14 protein-coding genes are annotated in these 13447 nt (G+C 61.6%); 7 read left to right on the forward strand and 7 right to left on the reverse strand.

Going from position 1 to position 13447, the window contains the following annotated elements:
• Positions 1-54 precede the first annotated feature (54 nt).
• The 5 genes from M3P21_RS07855 to M3P21_RS07875 all read right to left on the reverse strand — a co-directional run bounded on the left by M3P21_RS07855 (position 55) and on the right by M3P21_RS07875 (position 5327).
• Complete coding sequence (locus tag M3P21_RS07855) at positions 55-810, reverse strand: ABC transporter ATP-binding protein (RefSeq protein ID WP_249708526.1); 756 nt, start codon at positions 808-810, stop codon at positions 55-57.
• Between the two features lie 69 nt (positions 811-879).
• A complete protein-coding gene (locus M3P21_RS07860; RefSeq protein ID WP_249708528.1) occupies positions 880-1635 on the reverse strand; it encodes an ABC transporter ATP-binding protein in 756 nt (251 codons plus the stop codon).
• A gap of 12 nt (positions 1636-1647) precedes the next feature.
• Entirely contained in the window at positions 1648-2847 is a 1200-nt protein-coding gene (locus M3P21_RS07865; RefSeq protein WP_249708531.1) for a branched-chain amino acid ABC transporter permease, read from the reverse strand.
• 3 nt (positions 2848-2850) lie between these two features.
• A complete protein-coding gene (locus M3P21_RS07870; RefSeq protein WP_249708533.1) occupies positions 2851-3882 on the reverse strand; it encodes a branched-chain amino acid ABC transporter permease in 1032 nt (343 codons plus the stop codon).
• Positions 3883-3980: 98 nt separating this feature from the next.
• The gene (locus tag M3P21_RS07875; RefSeq protein WP_249708535.1) at positions 3981-5327 is read right to left on the reverse strand and encodes an ABC transporter substrate-binding protein; all 1347 of its coding nucleotides are present in this window, start codon (positions 5325-5327) and stop codon (positions 3981-3983) included.
• A gap of 228 nt (positions 5328-5555) precedes the next feature.
• Between M3P21_RS07875 and M3P21_RS07880 the strand changes: the two genes are divergently transcribed.
• The 5 genes from M3P21_RS07880 (at position 5556) to M3P21_RS22640 (ending at position 11470) form a co-directional block, all read left to right on the forward strand.
• A complete protein-coding gene (locus tag M3P21_RS07880) occupies positions 5556-6857 on the forward strand; it encodes a helix-turn-helix domain-containing protein (protein ID WP_249708614.1) in 1302 nt (433 codons plus the stop codon).
• Positions 6858-6943: 86 nt separating this feature from the next.
• Entirely contained in the window at positions 6944-7324 is a 381-nt protein-coding gene (locus tag M3P21_RS07885; protein WP_249708537.1) for a response regulator transcription factor, read from the forward strand.
• The gene (locus M3P21_RS07890; protein ID WP_249708539.1) at positions 7321-7626 is read left to right on the forward strand and encodes a hypothetical protein; all 306 of its coding nucleotides are present in this window, start codon (positions 7321-7323) and stop codon (positions 7624-7626) included. The genes M3P21_RS07885 and M3P21_RS07890 overlap by 4 nt, the downstream gene beginning before the upstream one ends.
• The gene (locus tag M3P21_RS07895; protein ID WP_249708548.1) at positions 7626-10301 is read left to right on the forward strand and encodes a sensor histidine kinase; all 2676 of its coding nucleotides are present in this window, start codon (positions 7626-7628) and stop codon (positions 10299-10301) included. Before M3P21_RS07890 ends, M3P21_RS07895 begins: the two co-directional genes overlap by 1 nt.
• Positions 10302-10375: 74 nt before the next feature.
• Positions 10376-11470, forward strand: a complete 1095-nt coding sequence (locus tag M3P21_RS22640; protein ID WP_249708566.1) for a FliM/FliN family flagellar motor C-terminal domain-containing protein — start codon at positions 10376-10378, stop codon at positions 11468-11470.
• Positions 11471-11487: 17 nt separating this feature from the next.
• On the opposite strand, the gene M3P21_RS07905 is transcribed toward M3P21_RS22640, so the two are convergent.
• A complete protein-coding gene (locus M3P21_RS07905; RefSeq protein ID WP_249708577.1) occupies positions 11488-11928 on the reverse strand; it encodes a protein tyrosine phosphatase family protein in 441 nt (146 codons plus the stop codon).
• 308 nt (positions 11929-12236) lie between these two features.
• Between M3P21_RS07905 and M3P21_RS07910 the strand changes: the two genes are divergently transcribed.
• Complete coding sequence (locus tag M3P21_RS07910) at positions 12237-12452, forward strand: hypothetical protein (RefSeq protein WP_249708579.1); 216 nt, start codon at positions 12237-12239, stop codon at positions 12450-12452.
• A gap of 23 nt (positions 12453-12475) precedes the next feature.
• Here M3P21_RS07910 and M3P21_RS07915 read toward each other — a convergent pair whose 3' ends face one another.
• Positions 12476-12694, reverse strand: coding sequence for a hypothetical protein (locus M3P21_RS07915; protein WP_249708581.1), 219 nt, complete (start codon positions 12692-12694; stop codon positions 12476-12478).
• Positions 12695-12849: 155 nt separating this feature from the next.
• Between M3P21_RS07915 and M3P21_RS07920 the strand changes: the two genes are divergently transcribed.
• Positions 12850-13110: a DUF2312 domain-containing protein gene (locus tag M3P21_RS07920; protein WP_249708583.1), complete on the forward strand. Its 261-nt coding sequence runs from the start codon at positions 12850-12852 to the stop codon at positions 13108-13110.
• Positions 13111-13447: the final 337 nt, after the last annotated feature.

Genomic DNA, 13447 nt, shown 5'->3' on the forward strand with positions numbered 1-13447 from the left:
CGATGGGATTTGAAGTCGCGGCAACCGGGTGATCCGAAAAATCCGTGGCCTGTGTCAGATCGCCAGATACTCTGCGCGCATCTCTTCGCTTTCCAGCACTTCCGCAGCGGTGCCGTCAAAGGCGATGCTGCCGGTGTCCAGAATGACCGCCCGATCCGCCAGTTCCAGCGCTCGCACCGCGTTCTGTTCGACGATGATCGTGGTCATGCCCTGTTCCTTGATATGCATGAGCGTCTTTTCGATCTCATCCACGATCACCGGGGCCAACCCCTCATAGGGTTCGTCCAGCAGCAAGACCTTGAGGTCGCGGGCCAGCGCGCGGGCAATGGCCAGCATCTGCTGTTCACCGCCCGACAGCGTTACGCCTTCCTGTTTGCGGCGCTCTCCCAGTCGCGGGAACAATTCATAAAGCCGCTCTAACGACCAGCCGACCGGCGGTGCGATCTGGGCCAGTTGCAGGTTTTCCTCGACCGTCAGGCCGGGGATGATCCGGCGGTCTTCGGGGACGAGGCCCAGCCCGGAGGCAGCAGCCTCGTGACTGGCCATCTTGTGCAGCGGTTTGTGATCAAGCCAGATTTCGCCATGCCTGACCTCGGGATCGCCCAACCGTGCAATGGACCTGAGCGTCGAGGTCTTGCCCGCACCGTTACGACCCAGCAGCGCCAGAATCTCGCCCTCATGCACGTTGAAGGAAATGCCCTGCACGATATAGCTTTCGCCGTAATAGGAATGCATGTCCCAGACCGACAGAAAGGCGGGGGCGGTTCTGGCCTGATTGGCATGTTTCGAGAAATCGGGTTTGGTGTTCATCGCTCGTTCCTTTCTCACTCAACTTGTCCGAAAACCGGTTCCCACTTTTCGGGTCGAGTGACGTATCCCTTACGCGCTTTCGCCCAGATAGGCTTCACGAACCTTGGGGTTGCCGCGAATGTTCTCGGGGCTGTCCTCGACCAGGGGGGTGCCCTGCGCCAGCACGGTGATCCTGTCGGCGAGGCTGAACACCACATGCATGTCATGCTCGATGATGGCGATGGTGATGTCGCGCTCGTCGCGGATCTGTTTCAGCAGGTCGATGGTGTTGTTGGTATCGGCCCGCGCCATGCCCGCCGTCGGCTCGTCCAGCAGCAAAAGACGCGGCTGCTGGCTGAGGCACATGCCGATCTCGAGCCGCCTTTTGTCGCCCCGCGACAGCGAGGCGGAATGCATCTCGCGTTTGTCGGCCATGTTCATCTCTTCCAGCATTTCCTCTGCCGCCTCGACCACCTGCTTTTCGCTCTGCACGCTTTCATAGGCATGCATGCGAAACGCCCCGTCGCGTTTGGCGAAAATCGGGATCAGCATGTTTTCCATCACCGTGAGTTCGCCAAATATCTCGGGTGTCTGAAACACCCGGCTGATGCCCATCTGGTTGATCTCGAACGGGGCGCGGCCCAGCACTGACTGCCCGTCGAACATGACGCTGCCCGTATCGGGGATCAGCTTGCCCACAAGACAGTTGAGCAGCGTGGACTTGCCCGCGCCATTTGGTCCGATGATGGCATGGACCGAGTTCTCCTGCACGCTGAGGTTCACATCCCCTAGCGCTTGCAACCCGCCGAACCGTTTGTTGACGCCTTTGACCTCGAGAATACCCATTCTAGCGTCCCCTTATTCCGCCGGCTCGGTTTTGCCGCTGGTGTTTTCCGTCTTGGGCTTGCCGCGCACCCAGTTCCGCAGGCGCTGACCGCCCTCGACCAACCCACCGGGCAGGAAGATCACCACCAGCATGAACAGCAGGCCCAGCGTCAGGTGCCAGCCCTTGCCGATGAAGGGATGGATGATGGCAACCACGAAATCCTCCATCCCGTCGGGCAGAAAGGCGAACCAGCCATGCAGCACATTGTCGTTGATCTTCGAGAAGATGTTCTCGAAATACTTGATGAAACCAGCACCCAGAACCGGCCCGATCAGGGTGCCGGTGCCGCCAAGGATGGTCATCAGAACCACTTCACCCGACGCGGTCCACTGCATCCGTTCGGCGCCCGCCAGCGGGTCCATCGCCGCCATCAAGCCACCGGCCAGCCCGGCATACATGCCCGAGATCACAAAGGCCGCCAGCGTGTAGGGGCGCGAATTGAGTCCGGTATAGTTCATCCGCTGCTGGTTCGATTTCACCGCCCGCAGCATCATGCCGAAAGGCGAGCGGAAGATGCGGATCGCCAGATAGAAGACCACCATCAGCACCACAGCGCACAGGTAATAGCCCGCGTTGAAATCAAAACTCCACGCACCCAGATCCAAGCGATAGGTGGACCGCATCGACAGGCCAAAGAGATGCGGCAGGTCCGGCAGCCCGTCGCGATGGAACCATTGCGGGTCGTCGGCATAGACCTGCAACCCGGTCTCTCCGTTGGTCAGGTTGAAGCGCGGGTTCGACAGCACCGAATAGGCCAGCGCAAAGCTCATCTGCGCAAAGGCCAGCGTCAGGATCGAGAAATAAATGCCCGAGCGGCGCAGGCTGACAAAGCCGATCAGCAGCGAGAACAGCCCCGCGACCACCACGCTCAATGCAATGGCGGGGAGGACGTTGTAGGTGAACAGCTTGAAAATCCAAACGGCGGAATAAGATCCGACCCCCAGAAAGGCGGCGTGGCCGAAGCTCAGATAGCCGGTGAGGCCGAAAAGGATGTTGAAGCCGATGGCAAAGATGCCAAAGATCACGAAGCGCTGCATCAGGTCCGGGTAGCCCGCGTTGAACTGCGCCATGGCGCTGCCCTCGGGGAACGGGTTCAGGATGAAGGGCGCGAGCAGCGTCAGCGCCGCCACGACCAGCAGCAGGGAGGTGTCTTTCTTGTTCAGTCCCAGCATGGCTTAATCCTCCATCACGCCTTTGCGGCCCATCAGCCCGCGCGGGCGGGTGAGCAGCACGATGATCGCAACCAGATAGATGATGATCTGGTTGATGCCCGGGATCGTGGTGGTGGCCCAGGTGGTCGAGGCGAAGCTTTCGAGGATACCCAGCAGGAACCCCGCCAGCACCGCGCCGGGCAGCGAGCCCATGCCGCCGACAACGACGACAACAAAGCTGAGCACAAGGAAATCCATCCCCATATGGTAATTCGGCGGGTTGAGCGGCCCGTACATCACGCCCGCCAGCCCCGCCACGGCGGCGGCGATGCCGAACATGATGGTGAAACGCCGGTCGATATTGATACCCAGCAGGCCCACGGTTTCCCGGTCCGCCATACCGGCGCGCACCACCATGCCGAAGGTGGTGAATTGCAGAAACGCAAAGACGCCGCCGATGATCAGCACGGAAAAGGCGAAATATATCAGCCGCCAGATCGGGTAGATGATGGCATTGGGGTCGAAACCCACCATGACCCCCAGATCCAGCGAGCCCTGCAGCACATCGGGCGGCGGGGTCTGGATCGGGTTGGCGCCGTAAAAGGCTTTCACCACTTCCTGCAGCACGATGGCGAGGCCAAAGGTGACGAGGATCTGATCGGCATGGGGACGCTTGTAGAAATGCTTGATCAGCCCGCGTTCCATCACATAGCCAACCGCCAGCATCAGCGGAATGGTGAAGAGAATGGCCAGCGGCACCGCCCAGTCGATGATCGCCGCCCCGGTCTCGGGGCCGAACCAGGCCTCGACATAAGGCGTCTTCACCTTGAGCGGGTTGCCCAGGAAATCCTTCTGGGCCTCGTCGATCGTCACAAAACTCAGGTTCAGCACCCGCTGCAGCGTCACCGCGCAGAAGGCTCCGATCATGAACAGAGCGCCATGGGCGAAATTCACAACCCCCAAAGTGCCGAAGATCAGCGTCAGCCCCAGCGCGATCAGCGCATAAGCCGAGCCCTTGTCGAGCCCGTTCAGGATTTGCAGCAGAATGGCGTCCATCTGTCCCCACCTCTGGATGTGCCGGAAACGCCGTCTGGGCGTCCTCGTTCAATGACCGGCCGCGATTGCCCGCGACCGGTCCTGGTTTTTGTGAGTGGTTAGGCTCCGGGGTTGCACTGACCCAGATCGCCGCCAGCGAAATCCGGGTGATCCACGGCGTATTCCACCTGCGCGCGCGGGGTGACCTCGACGATTTCCAGCAGGTCGAACTCGCTGGTCGGGTTTTCCTTGCCCTTCACGACCAGCACGTCCTTGAAGCACTGGTGGTCCTCGGCGCGATACAGTGTTGGGCCATTGCCCAGCCCGTCGAAGTCGAACCCTTCCAGCGCTTCAGCGACGCCGCATGGGTTGAAGGTACCGGCCCGTTCCACCGCATCCGCATAGAGCAAGGTCTGCACATAGCAGGTATGGGCGGCCTGGCTGGGCGGGAAGCCATATTTCTCGCCAAAGGACTTCACGAAGGCCTGCGAGCCTGCGTCCGACAGCGACCAATGCCAGTTGGTCGAGCCAAAGATGCCCTTGACGTTCTCGCCCGCACCGCGCGCCATCAGACGCGAGTAGAGCGGCACGATGATCTCGAAGTTCCGGCCCTCGACCTGCTTGTCCCGCAACCCGAACTGTACGGCGTTGGTCAGCGAGTTCACCATGTTGCCGCCATAGTGGTTCAGCACCAGCACATCCGCGCCCGAGTTCAGAACCGGTGCGATGTAGGACGAGAAATCGGTGGTGGCTAGCGGCGTCTTGACCGCGTTCACGGTCTCCCAGCCCAAGGCCTCGGTATAGTTGCGGATTGAGTTCTCCTGGCTCCATCCCCAAGTGTAATCCGCCGTCAGGTGGTAGGCGCGGCGATCCTTGCCATAGTTGGCCTCGAGGATGGGTGCCAGCGCCGAACCGGACATCTCGGTGTTGAAGAAATGCCGGAAACCATTTGCTTTCTTGTCCTTGCCGGTGGTGTCGTTGGAATGGGTGAGACCGGCCATGAAGATCACGCCCGCATCCTGACAGAGACCCTGAACCGCGATCGCCACGCCCGAGGACGACCCGCCAGTGATCATTACCGCGCCATCTTTCTCGATCATCGACTTGGCCGATGCGCGTGCCGCGTCCGATTTGGTCTGGGTGTCGCCGGTAACAAATTCCACCTTCTTGCCCAGAATGCCGTTCCCCTTCAGCGCCTTGGAGCTGAAAGTGTTCATCATGCCGCCATCGCCGCCACCATTGAGGTGCTCGACCGCCAGCTCATAGGCGCGCAACTCGTCTGCGCCCTCATCGGCGTAGGCGTTGGTCTGCGGGACGTTGAAGCCGAGCTTGACCGAGCTTCCGGTGGGTTCATTGGTGAAAGCGCGCACGGATTGCGCGGTGAAGATTGTCGGCAGCGCCAGACCGGCCCCCGCCACGGCACCCGTTTTCAGCACCCTGCGACGGGTGACATCATTGTTGGACATTCGTTCCTCCCATTACGTTTTGCGCTTCGCGGCTCCTCCTCCGCTGGGCGCATGCACTTATCTGTGCAAAGCAAGTATGGAAGGCGTTAAGAAAATTGCGCAACAAACCCTTTGAAATGAATATTTATTCTGTAAATTATTCAACAGATGCCAGGGCATCTTGTAAATTTCCTTATGTCGCGGCGCAGAATGCCGTTGATATGAGGCAGAAAAGCAGGGGATCGAACCATCGCACGGGACACGCTGACAGGTAGCCGCATCCGAGAACGACGGATGATCAGCGGGTTCCGGCAGGCCGACCTTGCCCGCAAAGTGGGTATTTCCGCCTCATACCTCAACCTGATCGAACATAACCGGCGCAGAATCGGCGGCAAGCTGCTGGTTGATATCGCGAGCGAGTTGCAGGTCGAACCATCAATGTTGACCGAAGGGGCCGAGGCGGCGCTCATCGCGGCGCTGGGCGAGGCGGCGGCAGAGGCGGGACCGGCAAGAGCCGAGACCGACCGGGTTGATGAATTTGCCGGGCGCTTCCCCGGCTGGGCCGAGATCATCGCACGCCAGCACCGGCGGATCACCACGCTGGAACGCACCGTTGTGACCCTTTCTGACCGGTTGACCCATGATCCGCTCCTGGCGGCCTCGCTGCACGAGTTGCTGTCTACCGCCGCCGCGATCCGCTCGACCGCCTCGATCCTGGCCGAACCCGGCGATCTGGAACCGGAATGGCGCGACCGGTTCCACCGCAACCTCAATCAGGATGCCGAACGTCTGGCCGAAAGCTCCAAGGCGCTGGTGGGCTATCTCGACGAGACCGACAGCAGCAGCGCCGACCGGCGTGGCATGCCGCTGGAACAGGTCGAGGCCTTTGTCGCATCACGCGGCCATCACTTCCCCGAAATCGAAACGACAGGAGACGTTCCGACCGACGTGCTTCAGGGGCTGGAAAGCGGTGCGGCGCGGGCGGTAGGGGCAGGCATTCTGGCGCTTTACGCCGCCGATGTGCGCGCGATGCCGCTGCCTGACGTTCTGAAGGAGTTGAACGTGCTGGGCCTTGATCCGCTTGGCCTTGCGCGGCGCTTTGAGGTGGACCTGCCGGCGGTGTTCCGGCGTCTGGCAACCCTGCCCGAAGGCGCGCTGGCCCATGAGGTGGGTCTGGTGCAATGTGACGCCTCGGGCAGCATCGTGTTTCGCAAGGCGATCTCGGGCTTTGCGCTGCCACGCCACGGGGAATCCTGCCCGCTCTGGCCGCTGTTCACCGCGCTCAACCGGCCGTTGGTGCCGATCCGCCGCCGGGTGTCACAGCTGGGACGCAGCGCGGCCGAGTTCGATTGCCTCGCCGTCGCCTGGCCGCAGGAGGTTCCCGGGTTCGACGTGGACCCGGTCTATCATTCGATCATGCTGATTCTGCCTGTTCCCAGTGATGAGCAGGGCCGCACCGACGCTTTGCCGGTGGGCAGTTCTTGCCGGGTCTGCCCGCGCCGGTCCTGCGTGGCCCGGCGTGAACCGTCGATCCTGTCGGAAGAGTTTTGACAGTTCCGTGACAGCGGGTCTAATCTGAGCCACGCAGACCAGACGGGCGCAGGCCCGATTGCCTTTTTTGGGGAGGAAGGGCCGGAATGAACCGACGTGTTCTTCTGATTGAAGATGAACCGAACATCACCGAAGCGATCCGCTTCCTGCTCAGCCGCGAAGGCTGGCAGGTGCAGACCCATGCGGATGGGGCTGACGCGGTGGATGTCATCACCGCCGCAGCACCTGACCTGCTGATTCTGGATGTCATGTTGCCGGGCAAGAGCGGCATGGACATCCTCAAGGAGCTGCGCGCGCTGGACGGGATGCAGGATCTGCCGGTGCTGATGCTGACCGCGCGCGGGCAGGCCCGCGACCGGGACATGGCGGAAAAGGCCGGGGTCAGTCGTTTCATGACCAAGCCGTTTTCCAACGCCGAGGTGCTGACGGCGGTGCGCGATCTTCACGCGCAGGCCAGCCGCCCATGAGCATCGGGCCGGAGAATGAGACCGGCCCGGTCCAGGCACCACCTGTGTTTCTGGAAAAACAAAGCTATCGCCGCCGCCGCCTGAGCGATGCCGCGCGCCTGCTGCCAATCTTCGGCGCGCTGCTCTTTGCCGTTCCGCTGCTTTGGCCTGACGGATCGGGCGATGGCGATCCGGTGCCGATGTCAGTGGCGATCACCTATATCTTCGGCATCTGGGTCCTTCTCATTGTTGTTGGCGGGCTCTTTGGTCTGGCCGCGCGCAGATGGAGTGGGCCGGACCCCGGCAGGTCGGAGCGCGGCTGATGGCGTCCCTGAACGTGCTCATTCTGGTGTGTCTGGGCTATGTGGTGTTCCTGTTCGGCGTGGCCTTTGCCTCGGACCGGTTGGCGGCGACCGGGCGTATCCGCTGGCTGCGCTCGCCGCTGATCTATACTCTGTCGCTCTCGATCTACTGCACCGCCTGGACGTTTTATGGCGCCGTTGGCTATGCGGCGCGCAGCGGGCTGGAGTTTGTGACCATCTATCTTGGACCCACGCTGGTGATGATCGGCTGGTGGTGGGGATTGCGCAAGCTGGTGCGGGTGGGGCGCAGCCAGCGGGTGACCTCGATCGCCGACCTGATCTCGTCGCGCTTTGGCAAATCCAACGTGCTGGCGATCTGCGTCACGGTTTTGGCGGTGATCGCGGTGACGCCTTACATCGCGCTGCAACTGCAATCGATCACCTTGTCTTTCTCGATCTTTGCCGAAGGCGATCCCGACGGGTTCTATCGCGAAGGCTCGAGCGCGTTCTGGGTGGCGGCGGGGCTTGCGGTCTTTGCGATCCTGTTCGGCACCCGCAATCTGGATGCCAATGAACGCCACCACGGGGTTGTCACGGCCATTGCCATCGAGGCGGTGGTCAAGCTGGTCGCGCTGCTGGCGGTGGGGGCCTTTGTGGTTTGGGGCATCGGCGGCGGGATCGAGCCGATGCTGCAGCGCATCGACCAGTCCGAGATCGGCGCATGGACGATCGACAAAAGCCGCTGGGCCACGATCACCTTCCTGGCGGCGGCGGCCTTTGTCTGCCTGCCGCGCATGTTTCAGGTCATGGTGGTCGAAAACGATGATGAACGGCACCTGCGTACGGCGGCCTGGGCCTTTCCGCTTTACCTGCTGCTGATGAGCCTTTTTGTGGTGCCCATTGCGGTGGTGGGGCTGGATCTGATGCCCGAGGGCGCGAACCCCGACCTGTTCGTGCTAACGATTCCGCTGGCGCAGGGCGAGGGCGGTCTGGCCATGCTGGCGTTTCTGGGTGGGTTCTCTTCGGCTACGTCGATGGTGATCGTGGCGGCGATGGCGCTGTCGACCATGGTTTCGAACCACATCGTGATGCCGATCTGGCTCTATTCGCAGGGCGGCGGCGCGTCGGTCTCGGGAGATGTGCGTAACATCGTGCTGTTCTCGCGCCGGGTGTCCATCGCGGTGATCATGGGGCTGGGGTATTTCTATTTTCGGTTCACCGGCGGCGGCGCGCTGGCCTCGATCGGTCTGATCGCCTTTGCCGGGATCGCCCAGATCCTGCCGGCGCTGGTCGGCGGGTTGTTCTGGCGCGGCGCGACGCGTACCGGCGCATTGGTGGGCCTCAGCATCGGGTTCCTGCTGTGGCTCTATACGTTGCTGTTGCCCGGTATCGGCAGCGGGCTGCTGTCCGAGAGCGTGATGACCAACGGCCTCTTTGGCTGGCACTGGCTGCGGCCCGACGCGCTTTTCGGCATCACCGGCCTGGACCCGACCGTGCATTCGGTGATGTGGTCGCTGTCGCTTAACACGGTGGCCTTTTGTTTCGTGTCGCTGCTCAGTTTTCCCAGCCCGCTGGAGCGGCTGCAAGGGGCGCAATTCGTCAATGTCTTCGACCATTCCGCTGGCCCGCGCGGCTGGACCGGATCGGTGGCCCAGAGCGAAGACCTGATGATCATGTCCCAGCGTATTCTGGGTGCCCGCGAGGCACAGGAGTTCTTTCACACCGAGGCCCTGCAGCAGGGCGGGCGCGGTGTCCTGCCCGACCCGACACCCGCCTTTCTGGAACGGCTTGAGCGTGAACTTGGCGGCTCGGTCGGCGCGGCGGCGGCCCATGCGATGATCGGGCAGATTGTTGGCGGCTCGTCGGTATCCGTGCAGGACCTGCTGGCCGTGGCCGACGAATCGGCGCAGTTGATGGAATATTCCAGCCAGCTCGAGGCCAAATCTTCGGAACTCAGCCGTACCGCGCGCAAGCTGCAGGAAGCCAACGAGAAGCTGACCCAGATATCGCTGCAGAAGGACGCCTTCCTCAGCCAGGTCAGCCATGAATTGCGCACGCCGATGACCTCGATCCGGGCCTTTTCCGAAATCTTGCGGGATACCGATGGGCTGCTGCCCGAGGACAAGACCCACTATGCCACGATCATCCATGACGAGGCGCTGCGTCTGACGCGGCTTCTCGACGATCTGCTGGATCTCAGCGTGCTGGAAAGTGGTCAGGTCAGCCTGAACCTGCGCGACGGGCGGCTGGATGCTGTGCTGGATCGGGCGCTCGATTCGGCGCTGGCCGGGTCCACCCGCAAGCTGCTGGTGAAACGCCAGAAATCAACCGAGCGTATCGCGTTGCGGTCGGATTTGGATCGGTTGGGGCAGGTCTTTATCAACCTGATCGCAAATGCGCAGAAATATTGCGATGCGCGCCATCCGATACTGACGATCTCGGTTCATGACGTGGGTGGTCAGGTGGTGGTGGATTTCATCGACAATGGCAGCGGCATCCCGGCAGAGGCGCAATCAATGGTGTTCGAAAAGTTTGCCCGTGTCAGCTCCGAGAAAGCAGGCGGCGCGGGGTTGGGTCTGGCGATCTGCCGCGAGATCATGCAGCGGCTGGGCGGCAACGTGACTTATCTGGCCGGGCAGGGTGGTGCCGGGTTCCGCGTCAGTCTGGCGACCAATCAGGAAATGGCCGCCGAATAGGGCCCGCGTAAGGGTTTGGTAAGGCGTTTTGCGTAAACCGATGTCATGGCACAGTCGGACAGGCAGACGATTCCGTGAACTCAGATTCCCGCAATGTGGACACCGTATTGGCGCGCAAGATCGCGCAGGCAGGACAGAGCGCGGTGCAGACCACCCGTCCGCTGCTGCGCGCGCTGCGCCGGGGGCTGGCGCAGGCGTCAGCGGGCGTTTCGGGGCCCGCGATGGCGGTGATCGGCGCGACCGAGAACAGTCTTCCACGCGACTCGCTGTCCGCGCATCTGCAGGATCAGCGCCTGATGCTGGTGCTGGGCGAACCCGGTGGGTTGAATGCGGCGTTTTGTGTCGACCGCATCGCAACCGCCGCGATGATCCGCCATCAGACCATGGGCGAGGTCAGCACGCAGCCACCCGATGACCGGCCCTTCACCGACACCGATGCCGCCCTGCTGGCACCGCTGGCCGAACGGCTGCTGACAGAAGCCGCCGATCTGCTGGGCGAGGCCGAAGATTGGCTGTGCATGCGCAGCTACAGGTTCGAAAACCGGCAGAAGAAACTCTCGGATCTGATCCTGATCTTGGGGCAGGAGCGCTATCGGCTCTGTGATCTGGTGGTCGATATCGGGCATGGCGTCTGCCAGGGGCAGATCACCGTGATATTGCCGGATCGCCCGCCCGAGCAGGTTGCCGAGCCGGAAGATGTTGCGACTGAACCCGTCGGGCTGGAGCGTAATTTCGGGCTCATGCGGACCGAATTGCAGGTTGTGCTAACCCGGTTGCAAGTGCCGCTTTCCACCCTGTCCGGGCTGAAACCCGGAGACGCGCTGCCGCTGGACTCCTGCCAGTTGGACGAGGCCGAACTGCTGACCATCGACGGGCGGGCGGTGGCGAGGGCGCGTCTGGGCCAGTGCCGGGGAATGCGCGCATTGCGATTGAACGAAACGCCGCCCGACCTGCCTTCCGAACCGGATGATGCTGGGGGGTTCGACGATCTGTCCGGGCCTGCGCAGAACGTGCCTGCGGCGGCGGCAATTGCACCACCCTCAGCAGCGCAAGACGCAAGCGGCACCAACGGTCCGACTATGCAAGAGGAACCACATCCGGGCACCGAAATCGCTCCAATGATCCAAGCGCCGTCAAGTGCGGGAAACGGGATCGCGCCCCGCTCCTGAAGGCCACCAATCAGAGTTTAGCTGGTTTCGGAGGTCGCTTCGCAAAGCGCCTCAAGCGTCGGGCGCAACCCGTCAAGTTGGTAACCGGCGTTTTGGGTCTGCGCCAAAATCTCGTCCGGCGTCCGCGACGTGCACTGCCCCAATGCCCAGACCACAGAACAACGCGTACCCGAGGCGCAATAGGCCAGAACCGGGCCGGTGCTGGCCTCGGCCAGTGCCATCTGTTGCGCGATGTTTTCCGGTGTCATGGTCTGATGGGTCAGTTCCAGAACCTCGAATTCCAACCCCGCCGCGCGCACGGCTTCGGCGATGGCGTCGGCCTGATGGCTGGGTGGAACCTCGGCATTGGGGCGGTTGCAGATGACGCGGGTAAAGCCCGCCTCGGCGATGGCTGGCACATCCTCGACCGAAATCTGTGGCGAGACGGCATAGCGCGGTGTGATCGGTCGAATATCCATGGCCTGTTCCTATGCCGCAGTGACCCGTCTGTCCAGCCGATGAGCACCGTGACCTCACGCCGCGCCCGCTCGAAATTGCCTGAGAATTATGTTTTTTAAGCGTCGGTAAACAAGGTGATTCACCTTTTTTGATCACAATCAAGGCGCGTCCTGACCAAAGATGCCAGAATCCAGGGCGTAACGGCGAAAAACTGCCGGTTTCTTTGGCTATGCGGGACGTTTTGTGTAAATTCCGGCCAAAACGCCTTCGGTTTTTCTTCCCGTTGTTACAATTCTGGGTAGAATGTTGATCTCAGGGAGGACCGAAAATGACTGCTCAAGAGCTGATACTGGAAGCGGAACGTCTCGAAAAGAAAATCGCCAGAGAATCCTTTGATGGCCGCCTGCGTCTGCAGCCCGCGCTGCATGCGGTGATCCGTCGGCTTGGCGAAGAAGGAGCAAATGTGCCCAAGCGCCTGCGCCGCCTTGATGCGCATTTATGCGATGAACTGATCGAAGCCCGTTTCGACAATATGCCCGTCTGACCCGATTGGCCCTGGTCCGGCGTTCAGCCCAGCGAAATGCCGACGATAACTGCCATCAGACCCAAAACTGACAGAAACAGCGCGCCGAGGTTCCAGGGTAATACCGCCTGAACCGCGGCGCGCAAGTCTTCGTCGCTCAGCCCAGACCGGCGCGCCTTGTGGACGCGCAGAATGCACCAGACGAGGCCAGCCAACCCGGCCAGCGAAAGGGCCGTGCCGGCCCAAACGATAATATCGAACATGGTTGCCTCGTGCGTGTCGCTTCTGGCGGCAGGAGTTAGCGGATCAGGGCATGGGGCGCAACCGCGCGGGCAGACACCAAAGGGTGCTTGCGGCAGAAGCGCCGCCGCGCTATCCCGCCCCTCGCACTTCAATTGCATCCCGACGGAGAGATACTATGGACGAGTCCCAGGCCGAAGCCAATTATCGCGTAACCGCAGGCGAACTGCGCCAGTTCGTCGAACGGCTAGAACGGCTGGAAGCCGAAAAGAAGGACATCGCCGAGCAGCAGAAAGAGGTCATGGCCGAAGCAAAGGCGCGGGGCTACGACACCAAGGTGATGCGCAAGGTGATTGCTCTGCGCAAGCGCGACAAGGATGACATTGCCGAAGAAGAGGCGGTGCTGGAGATGTACAAAGAAATTCTTGGCATGACATAAGACCGTTTCATAGGCGCGGTGCCATTGAAATGGTACGATGGCCTGCTGAGCAGTCGAGTGGAGTATCGCTACCCAAGAATCGAAACGCAGTGCGGCCAGGCTGGGCGAAGACTTCAAATATCGTAGCCCTGGCTGGCCGCGCGGGGTGTTCTGGTTCGAACGCAACATGGGTAGGATATGTGAGAGGCGAGTGGGCTTGCGGGATAGATAGGGTTGGGTTTCGTCTTCCTTAACCATGTTCCTCGAATAGCATACGCATATGATTAAATAGTCTTCCTTGCTGAACCTCGTATGCGAGCGCTGTTTCCTTGAACCAGCTTTGGTCTTCTTTCAGCTT

Source organism: Ruegeria spongiae (assembly GCF_023502395.1).
GTDB lineage: Bacteria > Pseudomonadota > Alphaproteobacteria > Rhodobacterales > Rhodobacteraceae > Ruegeria_C > Ruegeria_C spongiae.

Excerpts from the sequence above, each read along its gene's own strand:
- M3P21_RS07895 (WP_249708548.1), top strand. The coding sequence starts at position 7,626 with ATGGCGTCCCTGAACGTGCTCATTCTGGTGTGTCTGGGCTATGTGGTG.
- M3P21_RS07870 (WP_249708533.1), bottom strand. The coding sequence starts at position 3,882 with ATGGACGCCATTCTGCTGCAAATCCTGAACGGGCTCGACAAGGGCTCG.
- M3P21_RS07865 (WP_249708531.1), bottom strand. The coding sequence starts at position 2,847 with ATGCTGGGACTGAACAAGAAAGACACCTCCCTGCTGCTGGTCGTGGCG.
- M3P21_RS07890 (WP_249708539.1), top strand. The coding sequence starts at position 7,321 with ATGAGCATCGGGCCGGAGAATGAGACCGGCCCGGTCCAGGCACCACCT.
- M3P21_RS07920 (WP_249708583.1), top strand. The coding sequence starts at position 12,850 with ATGGACGAGTCCCAGGCCGAAGCCAATTATCGCGTAACCGCAGGCGAA.
- M3P21_RS07915 (WP_249708581.1), bottom strand. The coding sequence starts at position 12,694 with ATGTTCGATATTATCGTTTGGGCCGGCACGGCCCTTTCGCTGGCCGGG.
- M3P21_RS07875 (WP_249708535.1), bottom strand. The coding sequence starts at position 5,327 with ATGTCCAACAATGATGTCACCCGTCGCAGGGTGCTGAAAACGGGTGCC.
- M3P21_RS07860 (WP_249708528.1), bottom strand. The coding sequence starts at position 1,635 with ATGGGTATTCTCGAGGTCAAAGGCGTCAACAAACGGTTCGGCGGGTTG.
- M3P21_RS07905 (WP_249708577.1), bottom strand. The coding sequence starts at position 11,928 with ATGGATATTCGACCGATCACACCGCGCTATGCCGTCTCGCCACAGATT.
- M3P21_RS07910 (WP_249708579.1), top strand. The coding sequence starts at position 12,237 with ATGACTGCTCAAGAGCTGATACTGGAAGCGGAACGTCTCGAAAAGAAA.
- M3P21_RS07855 (WP_249708526.1), bottom strand. The coding sequence starts at position 810 with ATGAACACCAAACCCGATTTCTCGAAACATGCCAATCAGGCCAGAACC.
- M3P21_RS07885 (WP_249708537.1), top strand. The coding sequence starts at position 6,944 with ATGAACCGACGTGTTCTTCTGATTGAAGATGAACCGAACATCACCGAA.